The following is a 19,728-nucleotide window of genomic DNA, read 5'->3' as shown; positions in this document are numbered from 1 at the left end:
TGCGCCCCCGTTTTTTGTTCTGCGGACCTCAAACCGCCTCCTCTGGAACTCAATCGACGACCTCTTCCAAGCCACGTGGCATCATTCCATTCCAGGGCCAGCTGACGTTTGCCCAGATAAAACCTGCCAAAATATACCCGTCCCTTTTTGGTAGGTTTCGGGGTGGCAAGGACTTGCACTTTAGCGTGCGACAGCGGATAATGCCGAGCATTCGACAATACGCTTATTGCTCTTTCTATAGATTGAGGAGACCCCTATGGCCATGGAATTCAAACGCAGGCTGCCGATCCCCATGGAGATCCGCGAGGAAATGCCGCTTTCCGCCGAGCTTACCGCCAAAAAGCAGGCATTCGACGCCGAGGTCGCCAAGGTCTTTACCGGCGAGGACGCGCGCAAGGTGCTCATCATCGGCCCGTGCTCTGCCGACCGCGAGGATTCAGTGCTTGAGTACATGAACCGACTAGCCAAGACCGCCGAGGAGGTCAAGGACAAGCTCATCATCATTCCGCGCGTCTACACCAATAAGCCGCGCACCAAGGGCACCGGCTACAAGGGTCTTCTGCACAACCCCAACCCCGAGGCTCCCGACGACCTGCTCGAGGGCGTCAAGGCCATCCGCCATATGCACCTGCGCGTCATCGAGGAGACCGGCTTCTTTACCGCCGATGAGATGCTCTACCCGTCCAACTACCAATACCTCGTCGACCTGCTGAGCTATGTTGCCGTGGGCGCACGCTCGGTCGAGAACCAGGAGCATCGCCTGGTGTCGAGCGGCATTTCGGTACCCGTCGGCATGAAGAATCCCACTGCCGGCTCTACCACCGTTATGCTCAACTCCATTTACGCCGCGCAGGCGCACCAGAGCTTCATCTTCCGCAACTGGGAGGTCGAGTGCGACGGCAACCCGCTCGCACACGCCGTTATGCGTGGCTACATCGGTCTCGATGGGCGCACCTACCCCAACTACCACTACGAACACCTGGAACGCCTGGCCGAACGCTATACCGAGCATGCCGGCTATGCCAATCCGGCAGCGGTCATCGACTGCAACCACGACAACTCGGGCAAGCGTCCACTGGAGCAGTATCGCATTTGCAAGGAAGTGCTCGACAGCTGCCGCCGCAACGAGTCCATCTCCAAGCTGGTCAAGGGCTTTATGATCGAGTCCTACCTGGAGGACGGCAACCAGCCGGTCGACGGCGGCGTCTTTGGCAAGTCGATCACCGATCCGTGTCTGGGCTGGGAAAAGACCGACTACCTCATCCACGAGATCGCGGAACGTATTTAGTTACGCGGTTTTACCAAACCGCGTAACCAGTCGACGCTGCAAACGCCCCTAAGCGGCAATCTGACGTTCAATCGTCGGTCGCGTACCGAAGTACGCTTCCCTCCTCTTTCACGTCACCTTGCTCGCTTAGGGGCGTTTTCGCTGACCTATGCTCAACCTACGATAATTCCGAGCTGAACGAGTTGCTCACTGTAGCGAGTGGCTAGTCGTTGGGGACGTTCTTAAACGACTACCCAGAATGAGAGTGGATAATCTCCCGTTTTTGGCTTGCTTTTCGGGCGAAAGTGGGAGATTATCCACGCTCGTCGAGCGGGCGTCCGATAATCCACTCTCATTCCCTCCTGGAGCCCTCCGCCCCCGAGGATTCGAGGCTCGTCTGCCGAATGGTTGATGCGGCGGCCCTGCGGCCATGCCACACTCATAGATGGCCTGACCCAACTTGGAAGGAGCCTCCATGGGCCTTGACAACGTAACTCTGCGCGCCGCCACGCTCGATGACCTGGATGGTATCGCCGCCATCTACAACCAGCTGTGGTGCAACACGCTGCGCAACCGCGGCGACATCGAAGCCGCCGATTTCTGTGCGCGTTTCAACATTGCCATGCAGCTGCAGCGCTCCCCTATCGCGCTCGTTGCCGAAGCTGAAGGCCGCATCATCGCTGCTTGCTGCATCGGCATCTTCGAAGACGGCAAACCACGCAAAAACCCGACGTGGAAGCCTTGCTACGACGAGCTATTCGCCCAGGCAACCGAAATGTCAAAAACCGCCGACGCCAAGCTCGAGGGTTCACTCTTTGGCGACAGCCGCGAGAAGGCCACAGCCGACCGCTTTGCCGCCACGGGCAACGAGTATGCCCAGGGCCAGCTCAACCTGATCATCATCGTGCCCGAGTGGCAGGGCAAGGGCCTCGGCCGCGCGCTTATTGACCTTGCACGCGCCGAGCTCGCCAAAGCCGGCTGCACCAAGTTTTTCCTGATGAGCGACTGCAACTCCGATTGGCAGTTCTACGAGCACCTCAACATGAAGCGCATCCTCGAGGACCACAGCCAAGATACCGGCGACGGCTTTATCGTCTACATGTACGGCGGCAACACGCAGGATTAGCCCGCCAATAAGGACCGGAACCACCACAAAGGTGCCTGTCCCCTCTGTGGTGGTTCTGGAGCGCTATGCAGCGGGATGCTAGACTTGCGGCTAGCACATTTGCACCAAAATACGGGGCGCATGCAGGAGAGGAGATGTCATGGCACCGATTGAGCCACTCAAAAAAATCGTCGCTCCCGCCGCCAGGATCATCGTCCGCCTGAGCGACTCGCTTACCTACGACGATGTCCCCTGTGCCGCTAAGGCACGTTCGGACAGTCGTCCCTACCTGGGCCACGTCCCCTTCTTTGCGCCCAAGCTTGATTCCGATTCCAAACACCGCGAACAATAATCCAAACTGCAGCAGACACCGCGCAGGTCGCGGCGTTACTGCTTTGGCGCAACGTAACCTGACCCCCTTGCGCCAACGCCGGGATTATCGACACTGCGGCCGAGGCGCGATATCATGCGCGAGACCTCGCCCAGCAACACACCGGTCACCACGCCAACAAGGATGGGTAGTTTTGCCATCTCGGCGGGCGAGCTATTAAGTGGCACGATCGTAGCGACAATCGAAAGCACAAGCTCCACCACGGGAATCGCGAGCGCCACCGCAAGCACCTTGCGCTCGAAGGGCGCGCGGAACACGCGCGGGCGATCGTCGTATTTGCGCAGGCGCCAAAACGCCGGGAACATCGGGATATAGCTCATGAGCAGAAAAACGACGTTCATCGAGAAGAAGACCCAAAAGACGTCGGAGCCCTCGCCCAGCGGAATCTGGAGCAGCAGCACCAAGCTCGCGAAACAACCGTTAATGAGCGCCGAGCCGTCTGGCATGCCGGTCTTCTTGGACACCAGCGCAAAGGGACGCGGCATATTGCCATGACGCGCGGCATAGCTCGCCACGTTGTTAACGCCAAAGCTCCAGCAGATCATGTTGGCGAACAGCGTCACCAAAAAGGCCACGCCCACGACCATCGTCAGCGGATGGCTGCGCCCCAACATGGCGGCGACCGCGTCCACAATGCCCGAATCGAGCGAAAGCTGCTCGGTGGGAACCGCGGCTCCAATGCCGATGCCGCAGATAATGTAGATCGCCGCAATGGCAACGCCACCAGCGATAACCGCCTTGGGGATATCGCGCGACGGGTTCTTCATCGTGCTGGCAAAGGTCGCGACTACCTCAAAGCCCATAAAGTTGAATAGGATGATCGAAAGATACGTCAGTGAGTTAGTGTCTCCCAGATCGGGGACAAAGCTCTTAAACGACATATCGTTGGCAAAGCCGTTATTGCGGGCAAACCAGATGCCGACGATTCCCACCACGGCGGTAATGAGCACCTTGATGACGGCGCCGCCGTCCATGACCCAATCGGCCTCGGCCACCGGGTGCATCGCCATGACTGTGACGCCCCACACAAAGGCAAGCTCGATGGCAATTCGGACCCCGAGCGAAAATTCGATGCCCCATACCGCATTGATGACACTGGGAAACATGCAAGCGATGCTTGCCACCCACAGCGGAAAGTTGACCCAATAGCACCAGGAGCAGCGGGCGCCCCAACGGTCGCCCAAGCCCAGGCGCACCCAGTCGTACAGGCCGCCCTCGGAATCGAACGCCGTACCGAGCTCGGCCACCACCAGACCATAGGGAAGCAAAAACGTAATGATGAGGAAGATCCACCAGAAGAACTGCACGTTACCCATGGCAGATGCCGGAGCAGCCGCCTCGATGGTAAAGACAACGCAGATAACCGAGAGGATGACCTCGAACAGGGAGAACTTTTTACCTACCATGGCACGCTCCCCCTACAGCAAAAAGGATGGCATCTGTACCGAAGGCGCAGCCCAAGGTAGGGTTGCAGGCCGCGTCACCGGTGCAGGTGCCATCCCAAAGAGAAGAGAGGATGCAATTGTTGGACCAGCGCTCGCGGAACAGGCGCGTGTAGATGACGATACGCTGGTACATAGATACTCCGATCAAAACGGCCGCGTTTGCGACCGGAAACTTTCGACAATTGGGTACGCGTCTGACCTGAGATATTCAAGCGAACAATTGGCCTAACCCGCAAAAAATCCCAGGCCAGACGCGTACTCAATCAAAGAAAAGGGCACTCCGATGTGGAGGCAACGGAGTGCCCAAAGAAAAACCCAGCCGACCAATCAGGTAGCCCCTGTCCGCTTGACAGGCTGGGTTTCTGAGGTGCGGCAGATTCCCGTGAAAGAGGAGCGCCGCGTACTTTGGTACGCAAGCGACGAATGAACGGGAAGGTGCCGTGCCGCGGAAAGCCAGACGATTAAGCGGACGGCTCCTGCTGGGTAATGCAGTGGATGTTGCCGCCGCCGAAGACGACCTGCTCGGACTGAACGCCGACGCACTTGTAGACGCCCTCGCCCCAGACCTCGTCGTAGATCTTCTGGAGCGTGTCGACGGCCAGCTGGTCGTTCTCGTCGCCGTACTGCGGGACGATAACGCCGTGGTTGGTGACCAGGTAGTTCATGTAAGAGGCGATCAGCGGCTCGTCGGGGACGCGCGGCTCGGCGTTCTCGTCGGCGTCGATGGTGTCGCAGGAGGCTTGGTCCATGAACAGCGGGTTCACGGGCATGCAGAGCTTGTAGACCTTCATCTTGCGGCCCTTGGCGTCAACGGCGTTGGAGAGGGTCTCGTAGGCGGCGTGGCACTGCTCGTAGAACGGATACTCGGGATCGTCGGTCCAGATGCAGGCCATGACGCCCGGGGCGATGAACGTGGCGACGTCGTCGATGTGGCCGTTGGTCTCCTCGGGGTCGATGCCCTCCTTGACCCAGATGACCTTCTCGACACCCAGGTAATCCTTGAGGTGCTCGTCCATGTAGGCGCGAAGCTCCTCGCTCCAGGGCTCAAACTTCTTGTGGTACTTGGGCCAGATGGACTCGGGATCCTCTTCCTCCTCGAGCACCGCAGAGCAGGTGCGGCCCGGGGAAAGCAGGCACTGGTCGGTCACGACAAGGGTGCCCTCGCCGTCGACGGTGATGGAGCCGCCCTCGAGGATCATGTCATCGGGACGATAGCGGCGGCAGCCGGAGAGCTCAGCCATCTTGAGGGCGATCTGCTCGTCCTTGTCCCACGGGAAGTACAGGCCGTCGACGAGGCCGCCGTAGGCGTTGAAGTGCCAGTGGTTGGCGCGCTTCTCGCCCTTGCCGTTGATGACGTAGGTGGCGGCGGTGTCGCGGAACCAAGCGTCGTCGGTGGTCATCTCGATAACGGTGACGTTCTCGTCGTTCTCAAAGACGGCCTTGCAGTTGGCGTAGTCGACCTGGTTGGCACACATGGTGACCGGGGTGAACTCGGCGATGGCGCGAGCGATGGCGGCATACTGCTTCTGAGCCGGCTTGGCGCCGTGGGCCCAGGTGTCGGTGCGGTGGGGCCAGCCCATCCACACGCGATCCTGCGGGGCGAACTCGGCGGGCATAAAGAAGCCATCGGCCTTGGGGGTGGACTCGGACTCGGTGATCGTACGCATAAGATTTCCTCCAAATCGAACGATCGCTTGCTGCGGGCGGGTTACCCGCAGCCTAAAACCAAGAAATGATAGGCGCCCGTTCCCCGGCAAAGGTCGGGGCGCCCGGCGCCGGTTTTCACGGAGTCGCACCGGCAAGCGACGACGTAACCAAGTGCGTGGAGACAAAACGCACGAAGGATACGGAAGAGAGATTGGGGTGGGCGGTGGCTACCGGAGCTATCGCTCACACCCACCCCGGGGAATGGTTAGCAAACCTGTCGCTTTGGCACGCCTCCGAAGAGGCTAGAGTGCCCGAAGTCGGGAGCGACAAGCCCGACGAAGCGCACGTTGGTACGCGAGGAGGGTTGGAGCCCCAGAACCGGGTGCTCTAGTTCTCCTCGGCCTCGGCGGCCTCCTCAGCGAGACGCTGAGCTGCCAGCTCGGGAGTGAGGCCCTTGTACTCGGTCTCGCGGTCCCTAGCGGAGACGACGCGGACGACCTCGCCGATGAGCACGAGCACGATGAAGATGACGATCATCGGGACCTTGTCGCCAATTTCGGCGGCGGAGAACGGGATCAGCGTTGCAACGATGGCCAGGACCAGCTCGATGCAGGGAATGGCCAGCATGACCTTCATCATGGCGCCCTTAAACGGGAACGTGAATATGCGCTCGCGGTCGGGGTCGTTCTTGCGAAGGTTGAGGAACGCCGGGAACATCGGGATGTAGGTGAGCAGCAGGAAGACGACGGAGGTGCCGAAGAGCATCCAGAAGACGCCGTTGGAGATGGCGTCGATGGGAACGAGCTGCAGGCACAGCACCAGGGAGGCAACGACGGCGTTGACCAGGTTGGCGCCGTTGGGCATGTCGTCATCCGAGATCATCGAGGCGAAGACTTTGGGCATGTTGCCGTGCTCGGCGGCGTAGTGGGCGACGGAGTTGACGCCGAAGGACCAGGCGGCCATGTTGGCGAACAGGGTGATCAGGAAGGCGATGCAGATGACCTTGAAGATCATAGAGTCGCCCACCATGGTCTGGACTGCGACGATCATGCCGTAGTCGGGGTCGATGGAGTCGGCCGGCACGGCGGCGCCGATGCCGAAGCCGGCGAACAGGTAGATGACGGCGATAGCCACGCCGCCGACGATGATGGCCTTGGGAATATCGCGAGCGGGATCGGCCATGTCGTCGGTCATGGTGCAGATGACCTCGAAGCCCATGAAGTTGAAGATGATGATGGACAGGTAGCCGAGGGCGTTGGTGTTGGTGAGCTCGGGCAGGAAGGTGGCAGCGGACATGTCGTTCGCAAAACCGTTCTCCATGGCATACCAGATGCCCAGGGCGCCGACGATAACGGCAACCGCGACCTTGATGATAGCGCCTCCGTTGAGGACCCACTCGGAGTCGGCCGCCTTGGAGCGGCCCATGAGATACACGATCCACACAAAGGCAAGTTCGATACCCATCTTGGCGATTAGGTTGAACTCGACGCCAAAGACCATGCCCAGGATGTCGGGGAACATAGTGGCCAGCGAGGCGATCCACAGGGGGTAGTTGACCCAGTAGTAATACGAAATGCGGGCGCCCCACTTGTCACCCAGGCCATCGCGTACCCAGTCGTAAATGCCGCCCTCGCCGTCATAGGTGGTGCCGAGCTCGGCGACAACCATGCCGTAAGGGAGCAGGAAGGTCAGGATCAGGAAGATCCACCAGAAGAACTGCTGGTTGCCAATGGCGGCAGCAGGTGCGGCGGCCTCGCAAACGAAGACGACGCAGATGATGGTCGAAATGACCGTCAAGAAGGAAAGCTTTTTCTTTCCGTCGCTCATGATGAGCTCCTTCGCTCAGTCTTGGACAGATCCGAGACTCCAAGGACTAAGGCAATTGCTTGGGCCTCGGTGAGTGGGCGACAGGAGACGAGCATCCGCCGCCCGCAAACGTGCGTTTAGCAGCCTTGAGGCTTAGAGCTGCTCGAGAGCCTCGAGAGCGGCGTGGAGCTCGGCCTTGGCGGAGTACTCGACACCCTCGTCGTTGAGCGGGGTGCGCTTGCCCAGAGCGGCAAGGAGAGCGCGGATGGAGTGCTTGCGGTTCTCAGCCTCGACCCAGCACAGGGAGCGCTCGGGATCGTCCATGACCTCGTCGACGACCTCCTCGTTGCGGGTGGCCGGCAGGCAGTGCATGAACTTTGAGTTGGGGCCGGCGAAGTTCATCATGTCCATGGTGACCTGATACTTGGGATAGAACACGTCCATGTAGTTCTCGCCCGAGACCTCCTCGTCGTACAGGCCATACCACACGTCGGTGTAGATGAAGTCGGCGCCCTTGATGCACTCGATGTCGTCGGAGATGACGACCGAGCCGCCGGAGACCTTGCAGTTCTCCTCGGCGATGGCCATCATCTGCTTACCGAACTCGGCGCGTTCCTCGACGGTGCCGACGTGCAGGCCGCCGTCGGGGATCTGGTGGCCCTTAGGTCCAAACTGGACAAACTTCATGCCGACCTTGGAGGCGATGAACATGAGGGAGACGCAGACCTGGGTGGCGTCGCCGATGAAGGCCAGGGTGCAGTCCTCGATCTTCTTGCCCTCGGGGAGGTTCTCGAGCATGGTCATGAGGTCGCCCATCTCCTGCGTGGGATGGTTGAACTCGGACATGCCGTTGATGACGGGCACAGCGGAGCCCTCGGCGAGACCGACGACGTCCTTGTGACGGTCAACGCGAGCCATCATGATGTCGAGCAGCGAGCCCATAACGCGAGCGGTGTCGCCCAAGGACTCGTGACCGCCGAGCTGGATGGTGCCAGGGCCATAGAACTGAGCATGACCGCCGAGGTCGGTCATAGCGGTCTCGAAGGAAAGACGGGTGCGGGTGGAGACCTGCTGGAAGATCATGCCAAGGCTCTTGTTGCGGAGCAGGTGCGGATAATAACCGTCAACCTTGATGGCCTTCTTCATTGCCAGGCCAAGATCCTCGATAGCCATGATCTGCTCTTTGGTGAAGTCGTTGGTGTCGATGAAATCCTTAGGCAGTGCCATGTCGATTTCCTTTCCGCCGGTCTTGCCGACTATTACTATGAGGCGCTCGAACATCACGCCTCGTGTTGACAAGACCATCATTCACCCGTATGCAATTTTCACCTAGTTTATTCGGGATTAAAGACCGTTCACGGAGTTACATCCCCTCTAAACCAATATAAACCCGCAGGCAGCTGGCTTGTAGGGGGTTTACCGTCTGGAACCGCGAACGGTATACGGCTATGCTGTATCTCGGTGTTTAATCCGCAATGGAACGACCGGCGGAGGCATGTATACCGGGGGGATATAGCGGGCTCCATAAGAGATCAAATGAGACAGGACGGTGACATATGGACACACTCATGTTCTTCTATACCCTAGCGATACTCGTAATCTGTATTGTGACGGCAGTGCTTTCGCTTGCCGCCTACGCCTCGTCTCGTCGACAGTTCTTTATCTATGGCAGCGGCGTTTTTATTTGCTATGCCATCGAGATGACCGAGATCTTCTTTTTTGAATACACGTTGCAAAACCGAAGTTTTCCGGCCAATGAATATTACTCAATTACCATGCCTGTAATGCGGACCCTTGTGGCGACCGCTTCACAGGCTTTTATTTGGGCCATTGCCATGGACTTACTTGATAAGCATTCTAAGAAGTTGTTCGCCATCCCCGTTTTAACGTTTTTGCTGTGCGAGTCGCTGATTATCGTCGCTGTCCCCTCCGACCCCATGCATCAGTGGCTCTACTACACGATGCGTCAGGTATTCCTTGTCTTTATGGGACTGTATATCTTTTGGACGGCTCATAAGAGTACAAAGGTTGAGCTGAAGACACGCGTTAACAACCAACGAAAACACCTGATTATCGGCGCTATTCTGGTCGGTTGCATCGTTGCCGAGGATTTCTACAACATCCTTGTCGTCCCCATGAGTCTGGCGCCCTCTTGGCTGCAGCTATATCTGTCCGAGCGCAACTTTAGCGAAAACGTCTTTGCGTGCTACTTTGCGATTCTGCTGATCATCTACTCCTGCCACGTGCTTTCAATCCGCATGCAGGAGGCGCCCGAGGAAAAGAACGTCAGCGATCTTGATCGGCACATAGAAGAGCAGATGCCCTTCTATCGCAACGCCTACAAGCTCTCCAACCGTGAGACCGAAGTTATGCGTCTGGTCGTACTGGGCAAATCGAACCAAGAGATCGCTGACGAGCTATTCCTTGCCGTGGGCACCGTCAAAACCCACATCCACAACATCCTGGTCAAAACCGAGCAGCAAAACCGCACCACGCTGATCCTCCACTTCTGGAAGCGTTAACCTGCCAAAAAGGGACAGGTTTATTTTGGTAGGTTTTATCTGGGCAAACGCCAACCGCCGCAAGGGAGCTGCTTTCCCTCGCGGCGGTTTTCTAGCAGAAAAAACCAAGTGAGTAGGCTTTTTGCAGGAGGTCAAGCACGCCCCAAAACGCCACAGCCCTGACCTGCTGTTTTATTGGGCGCCACCCGCGATGTGCTCGACAGATCCAAAAAAGTCTACTCACTTGGTCTTGAGACTCATCAGTCAGGCAAAAAAACGCCGCGAAGGGGGCTGGACTCCCTTCGCAGCGGTTGTTCGCACTGGTTTTGCGACGATTTTGCCCGCTTGTTACTCGCTGTAGCGGGTGGCGATGGCGGCTCGCACTATGCCGGTGCTCATGAGGTAAGTTACCAAGAAGTAGCCGCCGTAGGATGCCAAGAAGATCGCGCAGGTGAGGCCCACGGTGCCGCCGATGCTCATATGACCGAACGTGCTCACCAGGTCGATAATCACCTTGAGCGCCACAAAGGAGTGCGCCAGGCCCACTGCCAGCGGGAACAGGAAGAACACCGCTTGCTGCGCCATCACCGAATGGTGGATCTGGCGGTCGTCACAGCCGATCTGCGCCAGCACACGATAGCTGCGGCTGCCGTCGGCCACATTGGAGAGCTGCTGGATCGACAGAATCGCCGCGCATGCAACGACCAATACAAAGCCGATGTAGATGGCTAGGTAGCTAATAAGACCGTTCATTTGCGCTGCTTGCACGTACATCTCGGAGCGTGTGATGAAGAGTCCCCACGACCCCGGCTCCTTGCCGTCAACGAGCAGATTGTCGAGCGCAGTGTATTTAATGCTCTCGTCTGCCTCGGTCGTATCCATCCCCTGTTTGTAGTTAACGAGCAGGCTGCTGGAATACGGTTGCAGATTAAGTTGGGACAACAGCTCGTCGGCAACGACGACGGTACCCGGATTACTGCCCATCGCCGAGTTGGCGATGGCCGCCGTATCTTCGTCCGACTTATCGGTTGCGGGCTTGAGCGTATGCCCGCCCAAGGTAAGGGCATGGCCGCCAGCCATATACTTGGTGTACATGTCGACCAGCTCGCCGCCCAGATCACACGTGAGCAAGTACTGGTCGCGACCAATGCTCACCGGCTCCTTGCCCATCATCTGACGCAATTTGTTGTACTGACTTGCCGGCGTCACAGACAGGCCTGTCGTGTCGGCGTTGCTACCCTCGAGCTCCTTGGGGAGCTTTTCGCCCATGGTCTTGCACATCTCACCTGGAGTCACCGAAGGATCCGAGCCGCCAAGCGGATAATTCAGATACGAATCGATCTGCACATGCTCACCGGCAACATCGGCGATATTGACCTTCTTGCCGGTCTCGACGCTGTTGTCCGCCGACTTACCATAAATACTCTCCGTATCATTGTCCGGATCGGCAAGCTCACCATGCCACGCAGAGTACAAGTCGACCGTTGCGTCGGCCGGCACCATACGATCGGCCTCAGACGGGTCAGCATACTCTTTGTAACGGTCGAGATCATCGGGCGTGTAGTAGATATACGTCTGCGACATATCAGCCGGCGTATAGCGCTCCAGATTCTCGTTCATCACGTTGGCGATCGACATGCCGCACGTCACCGAGGTGATGGCCAAAAACAGGATCATCGCGATGACGCCCATCGAAAAGCACACCGTGTTGACCTTGGCCGCAAGCTGGCGCACGGTAAACATGTTGAGACCGCGCCAATACACACCGCGCAGGCTCTGCAGCAGCTTGACGAGCATGCCCGAGAGTCCCCAGAACAGGGCAAAGGTGCCCACGGTAACCATAGCGGTCGTGATGCCAAACTGGTTCATGGCCTCTTGCAGCTTGCTGTCCGTCGCGGTGACCGGGAACCCATCACGTAGCAGACGGTAATAGGCCACGCCCACCAGCACCACGCCCACGGCAAAGATGGCAATCGCGATCCAGGGGTTGCGTGTCTTGATGCTCTCGTTGCGACGCTCGGCACCCATAAGCTCGATGAGTTTGGTGCGACGCACGGCGAGAAGGTTCAGCAGCAACGTGAGCACAAACATTACGAGCATGCAGGCAAGGGTCAGGTTGAACGCATGCACCGAGAAAAAGAAGTGGAAATTGGCGATCTGCGTCTTAAAGAGCGAGGCCGTAAAGAACGTCATGAGCTGGGAGAGTCCCACACCCAGCACAATGCCGGCGACAAAGGCCACGACCGATACTATCACGGTCTCGAGCGCCATGATCGTGGCGACGCGCCCGCGCCCCATGCCGAGCACCTGGTACAGGCCAAACTCCTTCTTGCGGCGTTTCATGATGAAGTTATTGGCATACACCATCAAAAAGGCCATGACACCGGCCAAAAAGTACGTCAGGTTGCCGAGCATGCTGCCCATAACCTGCGCCAAGCCCTTTTCATCGATGCCGGCGATGTCGACCTGCATCGAGATGGTGTTAAAAGCATACAAGACCGTGACGCCCAGGGTGAGCGTCAAAAGGTAGACGAGGTAGTCGCGGCCGGCGCGGCGGACGTTGCCCCAAGCGAGTTTACAGAGCATCGGAGCCCTCACCGCCCATCATGGCAACGACCTCCATAATGCGGTCGAAGAACTCTCGGCGGTCGGTGTCGCCGCGGCGCAGCTCGGTGAAAATCTTGCCGTCGCGAATGAACAGCACACGGCTCGTGTAGCTGGCGGCAAAGCTGTCGTGCGTGACCATGAGCACGGTCGCGCGCAAGCGGCGATTGAGGGCCTCCAGGCTCTCGAGCAGCAGACGAGCGCTTTTAGAATCGAGGGCGCCGGTGGGCTCGTCGGCCATAATCATGGTGGGGTCGGTGACGAGCGCGCGAGCCGCGGCAACGCGCTGCTGCTGACCGCCGGACATCTGGTAGGGATACTTGTCGAGCACCTGACTGATGGACAGGCGCGCTGCCACATCCTGCACGCGGGTCGAGATTTCTGCCGAGTTTGTGCGGGCGATGGTGAGCGGCAGGGCGATGTTCTCGCGTGCCGTGAGCGTATCGAGCAGGTTGGAGTCCTGGAAGATAAAACCGAGCTCCTCGCGGCGGAACTGCGAAAGCTTGGCCTGCTTCATGCGCGTCACGTCCTGCCCGTTGATGCGAATGGTGCCGCTCGTGGCGCTATCGATGGTCGACACGCAGTTGAGCAGGGTCGACTTGCCCGAGCCCGAAGCGCCCATGATGCCAACAAATTCGCCGCGGTTGACGGTAAAGCTGACGTCGTTGAGCGCGCGGGTCACGTTGCCCAGCGCGCCGTATACCTTTTCGAGATGCGCGACCTCCAGTACCGGGGTCGCCATGTGCGTGGTTTGCATACCGAGTCCTTTCTTGCAATTAGTCTACGGCATCTATAGTCGCAAGAAGCCGAGTCGGCTACCATCGATATGGCTTACGCTTGCCTTACCGTTGTGTAAGGTAGGGGCAGCTACCCTGCCACGTGTTGATGTTGAGAGAGGACTCCTGTTGAAGACTGTTCATGTTGCCGTTGGGATCATCCGCAAGGAAGGATCTGACGAGCTGCTTGCCGTGCAGCGCGGCTATGGCGACATGCAGGGACTTTGGGAGTTCCCCGGTGGCAAGCTCATGCGCGGCGAGACGCCCGAGGACGCCGTACGCCGCGAGCTCATGGAAGAGCTGCAGGTCAAAGTCACCAACCTGCGTGATTTCTATACCGTTGAGTACGACTACCCCGATTTTCATCTCTCGATGGAGTGCTACTACTGCTCGCTCGCCGATGAATCCGATGAGCCTCAGAAGCACGACCGCCAGCTCGATATCCGCTGGATTCCGCGCACCTCGCTTGCCACGGTGGAATGGATGCCCGCCGACAAGGGGCTTATTGATGCCCTGATTGAGCTGAAGGAAGATCGGCTTGAGGCCAACAGCACTGCCAACGACGCCGAGGCCACCACGACCGAACGCCCCGTCGCCAAGCCCAAGCGCGCACCTAAGCGCCGCAGCAAAAAGCGCCCCAAGCCCGGCCTGCTGGACGGCATCGACACCTCGGACCTCTCCGCCGACGAGCGTGAGCTCGTGCGCCGTCGCGCCGCCATCAAAAAATCCATGAAGGGCAACAAGCGTGCGAACACCAAACCCGAGCTGCTCGTTCGCCAGCGCCTGCGCGCCGCAGGCCTTACGGGATACCGTCTGGAATGGAAGGTGCCCGGAAAGCCCGACATCGCCTTTCCCGGGCGCAAGATCGCCATCTTCGTCAACGGCTGCTTTTGGCATCGCTGCCCCAAGTGCAACCCGAGCCAGCCCAAGCGCAATGTTGAATTTTGGGAGGCAAAGTTCCGTCGCAACGTCGAGCGCGACCGAGCCGCCATCTCCGCGCTTACCCAAATGGGCTGGACACCCATAACCATCTGGGAATGCGAGCTCAAAAAAGACCGCATCGACGCCACGATGGAAAAAGTCATCGAGCAGGTGCGCGCCGCAGAGCCGCAGCGCTAAGAACGAGCCATCCACACGCCCCGCACAGGCGAGCCACATCCGCACCACAAACCTTAGAAAGCCCTTAAGCTCAAAACCTTTCAAGAGTGTTACTCGATACTTCTGACCTGCAGTTTCATCGTAAAACCAAACCAGGTTAAGCCTTTCTTTAGCGCTTCTTTGCAGCAGCCGCGGCATAATACTGCCAGCGCACGGGACCTAGCAGCACACCCCATGCGCAACCTTTTGGTGGACATCGAGGAGGCCGCATAAGCATGCATTCTTCCAACGACGCAGCACAGCAGCCATCCCTAAATCATGCAAACCTTTTCTCCTTCCCCCCGACACAGAGAAACGGCCTCCTCGACTCCCCCACCACAAAAACCAAACGCTCAACCGACCAGGAACTCAACCTGCGAGCATCCTTCGAAAAGCTCCAAGCATCCCTAGACAAAACCTTCCCCAACCAAGCCCGGGCATACTAATCCCCCATCAGCAAAGAAGCCCTAACGCCCCACCCATTTCCGCCCTAACGCCACAAGGGCAATCGAGCAGGACGGCTTGGGCGGGTCCCCGTACTTAGTTTCCAAAATCATTCCGCAGCGCGAAGGCCCCCGTCGCCAACGCTTCGTAGAAGCGAGGCAACGGGGGCCTTCATGCGCGAGGACGTTTTGGAAACTAAGTACGGGGACCCGCCCAAGCCGTCCGGTGGGATCGGAGTACCCTTGCTGTTACTCCGCTTTGCCCACAGAGTTGAGGTTGGTCATGCGGATCTTAACCAGCTCGGTAATCTCACGCATACCCTCCTTGGCCGGCTTCTTAGGATCGAAGCAGGCAGGGTTCTCGGCCATGTAGGCCATGAAGCCCTTGGTGTAGGCCTGACGCAGCTCAGTGGCGTAGTTAACCTTGCAGATGCCGTTCTTCACAGCCTCGGCAACCTGCTCATCGGGCACACCGGAGGTGCCGTGCAGAACCAGCGGCACGTCGACGGCGTCGCGGATGGCCTTGACCACGGACTGCTCGATGTGCGGATCGCTCGTGTACACGCCGTGGCTGGTGCCAACGCCAATGGCCAGCGAGGTGCAGCCAGTGCGCTCGACGAACTCCTTGGCCTCGGCAGGATCGGTGTAGGGGCTCTCGCCCTCAACCGCGGGACCGTCGTCCTCCTTGCCGCCAACCTTGCCGAGCTCGGCCTCGACGGGCACACCCATGGCGCGGCCAGCGTCGGCGACGGACTTGGTCAGGGCGATGTTGTCCTCGAAGGACTCGTGCGAACCGTCGATCATGACAGAGGTGTAGCCAGTGCGGAAAGCCTGCATGCAGCGGTCATAGCCATCGCCATGATCGAGGTGCAGGGCGACGGGCACGGAAGCGCGCTCGGCGGCAGCCTTGACCATGCCGTAGAAGTAGTCCAGACCAGCGGTCTTGATGGTGCCCGGGGTGGTCTGCATGATGACGGGGGACTTGGTCTCCTCGGCAGCGGCCAGAACGGCCATAACAAACTCGAGGTTCTCGACGTTGAACGCGCCGACGGCGTAGTGGCCGGCCTGAGCGTCCTTGAGCATCTTTTCGGTGGTAACAAGTGCCATGAGCGTTTGCTCCTCTCCCTCGCCCGCATCTGGACATCGGGCGTACGTGTCCGCAAGGCGTTTTACCTTGCGTTTTGCTGCTTCCATTGTATGAAATTCAGCGGCTTTGCATGTGCGAGATATTGAGCCCATGCAGGTCAATACAGTCGTTTTTGAAAAGTAAACGGAAGGAATTGGAGCCGAGTGGGCGTATTCGATATTGAATTTTGGGCGTTCAGCGTCTTTCTTTTATAGAAAAGATAAGTAATCGAAAGGCGTTTTCTTACTCAAAAAGAAAATGAACGAAAATAGACTCAACACAATTCCTACAAATTTAGCCGAGAATGGAGCAGCCATGTCCCATGCGACAACCCGAGCCTTCGCCGATGAGCGTCGTGCCGCCATCATGGAGATGCTCGAGCATAACGCCTCGGTGCAGGTGGCAGAAATCGCCCAGACCTTTGGCGTATCCTCTGTCACCGCTCGCGCCGACCTGGACTCACTCGCCGAGTCCGGCAAGTTGCGCCGCACGCATGGTGGCGCCGTGTCTCTCCAGAAGCGACTGACCGTATCCACCCAGGATCGCCGCATCAACGTCAATGTCGCCGCCAAGCAGGCCATCGCGCAAAGCGCCATCGAGCTCGTCGGCAATGGCGACACGCTGCTTGTCGACTCGGGCACCACGGCGCTCGAGTTCGTCCGGCTCCTCGATCAGCGCGACGGCATCACCGTCATCACGGCCGACATTACCATCGCCGATTACATCGACGAGAGCATGCCCTCGGTCGATGTCGTCATGCTGGGTGGGGCACTGCGCAAAGGTCATCGCTATCTGTACGGTCCACTTACCATGCAGGCGCTCCAAATGGTCCACGCCGACCTTGCCGTCATGTGCCCCAGCGCTTTTGTCCCCCGCTGCGGCTTTACGACCGACTTTCCCCAAATGGCCGAGACCAAAACGGCTATGATCGCCGCAGCCCATCAAAGCGTCGCCCTCATGGACGCCAGCAAGGTTAACGGACGCGGCATGTACCGCTTTGCCGAGCTGGCAGATGTCGACACCATCGTGATGGACCGTGACCCCGATCATGCCGTTGCCACCTCAATCGCCGAGATCGTCGACGACGCCCGCCCAAATCTCCTCATCGCTGGCGCTTAAACAAAAACCACCACAAAGGTGCCTGTCCCCTTTGTGGTGGTTGAGCGTCAAAAGCGAAATATCGCTACTTGGAAAGCTCGTCGGCGAGGGCCTCGATCTGGGCGCGCGATGCGTCGTTGAGCGAACCCATGACGGTCACTTTGTTCTGCGTCAGGGCGATGTCCTTCATGCCCTCGAGCTCCTTGGTCATAACCTTGGCAGCGGCGGGCGCCCAGGAACCGGCCTCGACGAGCGCAACTGTACGGTTCTGATAGGCGTGCTCGGCAAGCGTATGGATAAAGGTGCTCATGAACGGGAAGATCTCGCCCTGATAGGTGATGGAGGCGAGCACCAGGCGGTCGTAGCGGAACGCGTCCTCAACGGCCTCAGCCATATCATCGCGAGCCAAGTCAAAGACGGAGACCTTCTGGCCGCGGGCCTCGAGCGCAGATGCGAGCTCCTCAACGGCAGCCTTCAGATGCCCATACACACTCGCATAGGCAATCGTGATGCCCTCGTCCTCGGGCTGATAGCTCGACCAGGTGTTGTAGGTGTCGAGGTAATAGCCCAGGTTCTCGGTCAGCACGGGGCCGTGAAGCGGGCAAATGATCTGGATGTCCAGATTGGCGGCCTTCTTGAGCACGGCCTGCACAAACTTGCCGAACTTGCCCACGATGCCAAAGTAGTAACGGCGCGCTTCGCAAGCCCAGCCCTCGGGATCCTCGATGTCGTTGGCACCAAACTTGCCAAAGCCGTCGGCACTAAAGAGCACCTTGTCGGTGGCCTCGTAGGAGAAGAGCACCTCGGGCCAGTGAACATTGGGGGCACCGACAAAGGTTAGGCTGTGGCCGCCCAGGTCGAGCACGTCGCCATCTTTGACGACCATCTTGCGCTCGGGGAAGTCGGTGCCAAAGTAGTTGACCATCATGCGGAAAGCGCCCATGCTTGCCACAATCTGCGCCTGGGGATAGCGCTCCATAAAGGCGGCGATACCGGCGGAGTGATCGGGCTCCATGTGATGAACGACCAAGTAGTCGGGCGTACGGCCATCGAGCACGGCCTCGAGGTTGCCGAGCCACTCGTCGACAAAGCCAGCGTCGACCGAATCGGCGACAGCGATTTTATCGCCCAAGATAACGTAGCTGTTGTATGCCATACCATTCTCGGACACGTCGTACTGGCCCTCGAACAGATCGATGTCGTGATCGTCGACGCCGATGTAGCGGATATCCTTGGTGATCTCCATCAGGCAAAGCCTCCTTGATAGACAAAAGAACCCGTCTATCATAACACTCGCCCTCGCAGCCACGGCTATCTGCCAGCATCCTTACCGATTGTTATTGATGCGGAATATACCGCTTTTGACCTGCAAAAACTATACGCGAGGCTCTGCCGTGGTGTGCCGAACGATGAGCTTGCCCGGAATACGAATGGCAACAGTCTTGCCCGTTGCCCCCGCCTTGGGAACCGCATGCTCGAATACCTCGCGTCCGCGCTGATGTAGATCGAATCGCACGGTCGTGAGCTCGTTATGCGCGACAAAGTCGTCGAGCGAGTCATCGACGCCCACCACGCTCACGTCCTCGGGCACACGCAATCCGTTGTCGCGCAACGCAGCGATCGCACCGTTTGCCATCTGGTCATTTGCCGCGTAAATCGCCGTCATGGTGCGGTCGTGCTCGGCCAGATATCTGCCGGCCTCGTAACCGCTGTTGGCAGACCAGTCACCCTCGAGCGGTTCAGCCATTTTGATATGCCTGCGCTCGAGAGAATCTCTCCAACCAGCCCGGCGGAACTGTTCGTCGACCGAGAAGGACGGACCGCCGATAAAGCGAATTTGCTCGTGGCCCAGCTCAAACAGATGATCCATAAGCAGTAGAGAGCAGCCATAGTGGTCAGAATCGACCGTGGTTACCCGCGGGTGAGCATACATGGTGACGATGACCGTGCCGATGCCCGGCAGAGGCGCAAACGTCTCAAAGTCGGGCGCCAGTCGGCTCATGCCGATGATGATGCCATCCACTGGCAGCGCTGCCATGCGACGAGTAGCCTCGGCAAGCGAAAACTCCTCGGTCTTGGACATCTCGACCAGTGTGATAGCACAACCGCGTTCGCGGGCCGCACTGGCAATGCCGTCGATCATCGTCAGGTTACCGAACTTGGTGACGTCGTTAACGCACAGCCCGACCGAATGGTAGCGGCCATCGCGCAGCGAGCGACCGGCATAGCTCGGACGGAAACCGAGCTCCTGCATGGCTGCCTGCACACGCTGACGCGTCTGCTCATTCACGTTGGGCAATCCGTTGGCAACGCGCGAAACCGTCTGCTGCGAAACACCGGCAGCGCGGGCAACGTCGACCATGGAAACCGGACGCGAACCCG

16 protein-coding genes are annotated in these 19,728 nt (G+C 58.8%); 6 read left to right on the top strand and 10 right to left on the bottom strand.

From position 1 onward, the window contains the following. The first annotated feature begins 256 nt into the window (after window positions 1-256). From AB5405_RS00780 to AB5405_RS00770, 3 genes are all read left to right on the top strand, one after another. Window positions 257-1,288, top strand: a complete 1,032-nt coding sequence (locus AB5405_RS00780) for a 3-deoxy-7-phosphoheptulonate synthase (protein WP_006234851.1) — start codon at window positions 257-259, stop codon at window positions 1,286-1,288. 454 nt (window positions 1,289-1,742) lie between these two features. After that, complete coding sequence (locus AB5405_RS00775; protein ID WP_347492381.1) at window positions 1,743-2,393, top strand: GNAT family N-acetyltransferase; 651 nt, start codon at window positions 1,743-1,745, stop codon at window positions 2,391-2,393. Between the two features lie 139 nt (window positions 2,394-2,532). Continuing rightward, the gene (locus AB5405_RS00770; RefSeq protein ID WP_152077231.1) at window positions 2,533-2,724 is read left to right on the top strand and encodes a hypothetical protein; all 192 of its coding nucleotides are present in this window, start codon (window positions 2,533-2,535) and stop codon (window positions 2,722-2,724) included. Window positions 2,725-2,759: 35 nt separating this feature from the next. Here the strand turns inward: AB5405_RS00770 and AB5405_RS00765 are convergent, their stop codons facing one another. The 5 genes from AB5405_RS00765 to ptcA all read right to left on the bottom strand — a co-directional run bounded on the left by AB5405_RS00765 (window position 2,760) and on the right by ptcA (window position 8,888). Next, on the bottom strand, window positions 2,760-4,169 hold the full coding sequence (locus AB5405_RS00765) for an APC family permease (RefSeq protein ID WP_347492382.1): 1,410 nt from the start codon (window positions 4,167-4,169) through the stop codon (window positions 2,760-2,762). Continuing rightward, window positions 4,159-4,341 carry a hypothetical protein gene (locus AB5405_RS00760; protein WP_147357368.1) on the bottom strand — a complete coding sequence of 61 codons (183 nt, stop codon included), beginning with the start codon at window positions 4,339-4,341 and terminating at the stop codon, window positions 4,159-4,161. Before AB5405_RS00760 ends, AB5405_RS00765 begins: the two co-directional genes overlap by 11 nt. 328 nt (window positions 4,342-4,669) lie before the next feature. Further along, the gene (locus AB5405_RS00755; RefSeq protein WP_368137236.1) at window positions 4,670-5,875 is read right to left on the bottom strand and encodes an agmatine deiminase family protein; all 1,206 of its coding nucleotides are present in this window, start codon (window positions 5,873-5,875) and stop codon (window positions 4,670-4,672) included. 367 nt (window positions 5,876-6,242) lie between these two features. Beyond that, window positions 6,243-7,682 carry an APC family permease gene (locus AB5405_RS00750; RefSeq protein ID WP_368137235.1) on the bottom strand — a complete coding sequence of 480 codons (1,440 nt, stop codon included), beginning with the start codon at window positions 7,680-7,682 and terminating at the stop codon, window positions 6,243-6,245. 132 nt (window positions 7,683-7,814) lie between these two features. Then, complete coding sequence (ptcA, locus tag AB5405_RS00745; RefSeq protein WP_368137234.1) at window positions 7,815-8,888, bottom strand: putrescine carbamoyltransferase; 1,074 nt, start codon at window positions 8,886-8,888, stop codon at window positions 7,815-7,817. 329 nt (window positions 8,889-9,217) lie between these two features. Here ptcA and AB5405_RS00740 point away from each other — a divergent pair, with 329 nt between their 5' ends. Next, window positions 9,218-10,183 carry a response regulator transcription factor gene (locus AB5405_RS00740; RefSeq protein WP_368137233.1) on the top strand — a complete coding sequence of 322 codons (966 nt, stop codon included), beginning with the start codon at window positions 9,218-9,220 and terminating at the stop codon, window positions 10,181-10,183. A 327-nt stretch (window positions 10,184-10,510) separates the two neighbouring features. Here AB5405_RS00740 and AB5405_RS00735 read toward each other — a convergent pair whose 3' ends face one another. After that, window positions 10,511-12,748, bottom strand: a complete 2,238-nt coding sequence (locus AB5405_RS00735) for an FtsX-like permease family protein (protein WP_368137232.1) — start codon at window positions 12,746-12,748, stop codon at window positions 10,511-10,513. Further along, entirely contained in the window at window positions 12,738-13,523 is a 786-nt protein-coding gene (locus tag AB5405_RS00730) for an ABC transporter ATP-binding protein (protein WP_006234847.1), read from the bottom strand. The genes AB5405_RS00735 and AB5405_RS00730 overlap by 11 nt, the downstream gene beginning before the upstream one ends. Before the next feature lie 148 nt (window positions 13,524-13,671). On the opposite strand from AB5405_RS00730, the gene vsr reads away from it, so the two are divergent. Then, window positions 13,672-14,661, top strand: a complete 990-nt coding sequence (gene vsr / locus AB5405_RS00725; protein WP_368137231.1) for a DNA mismatch endonuclease Vsr — start codon at window positions 13,672-13,674, stop codon at window positions 14,659-14,661. Window positions 14,662-15,371: 710 nt separating this feature from the next. On the opposite strand, the gene AB5405_RS00720 is transcribed toward vsr, so the two are convergent. Next, complete coding sequence (locus tag AB5405_RS00720; RefSeq protein ID WP_022095149.1) at window positions 15,372-16,229, bottom strand: class II fructose-bisphosphate aldolase; 858 nt, start codon at window positions 16,227-16,229, stop codon at window positions 15,372-15,374. A 334-nt stretch (window positions 16,230-16,563) separates the two neighbouring features. Here AB5405_RS00720 and AB5405_RS00715 point away from each other — a divergent pair, with 334 nt between their 5' ends. Further along, entirely contained in the window at window positions 16,564-17,367 is an 804-nt protein-coding gene (locus AB5405_RS00715; protein ID WP_368137230.1) for a DeoR/GlpR family DNA-binding transcription regulator, read from the top strand. A gap of 64 nt (window positions 17,368-17,431) precedes the next feature. On the opposite strand, the gene AB5405_RS00710 is transcribed toward AB5405_RS00715, so the two are convergent. Together AB5405_RS00710 and AB5405_RS00705 are read right to left on the bottom strand one after the other, a co-directional pair. Continuing rightward, window positions 17,432-18,592: an FprA family A-type flavoprotein gene (locus tag AB5405_RS00710; RefSeq protein ID WP_368137229.1), complete on the bottom strand. Its 1,161-nt coding sequence runs from the start codon at window positions 18,590-18,592 to the stop codon at window positions 17,432-17,434. Between the two features lie 129 nt (window positions 18,593-18,721). Continuing rightward, window positions 18,722-19,708: a LacI family DNA-binding transcriptional regulator gene (locus AB5405_RS00705; RefSeq protein ID WP_368137263.1), complete on the bottom strand. Its 987-nt coding sequence runs from the start codon at window positions 19,706-19,708 to the stop codon at window positions 18,722-18,724. Between the last annotated feature and the right edge of the window lie 20 nt (window positions 19,709-19,728).

It is taken from the genome of Collinsella aerofaciens (assembly GCF_040920445.1).
Taxonomy (GTDB): domain Bacteria; phylum Actinomycetota; class Coriobacteriia; order Coriobacteriales; family Coriobacteriaceae; genus Collinsella; species Collinsella aerofaciens_BH.
This window is presented reverse-complemented; position numbering and strand designations above follow the sequence as displayed.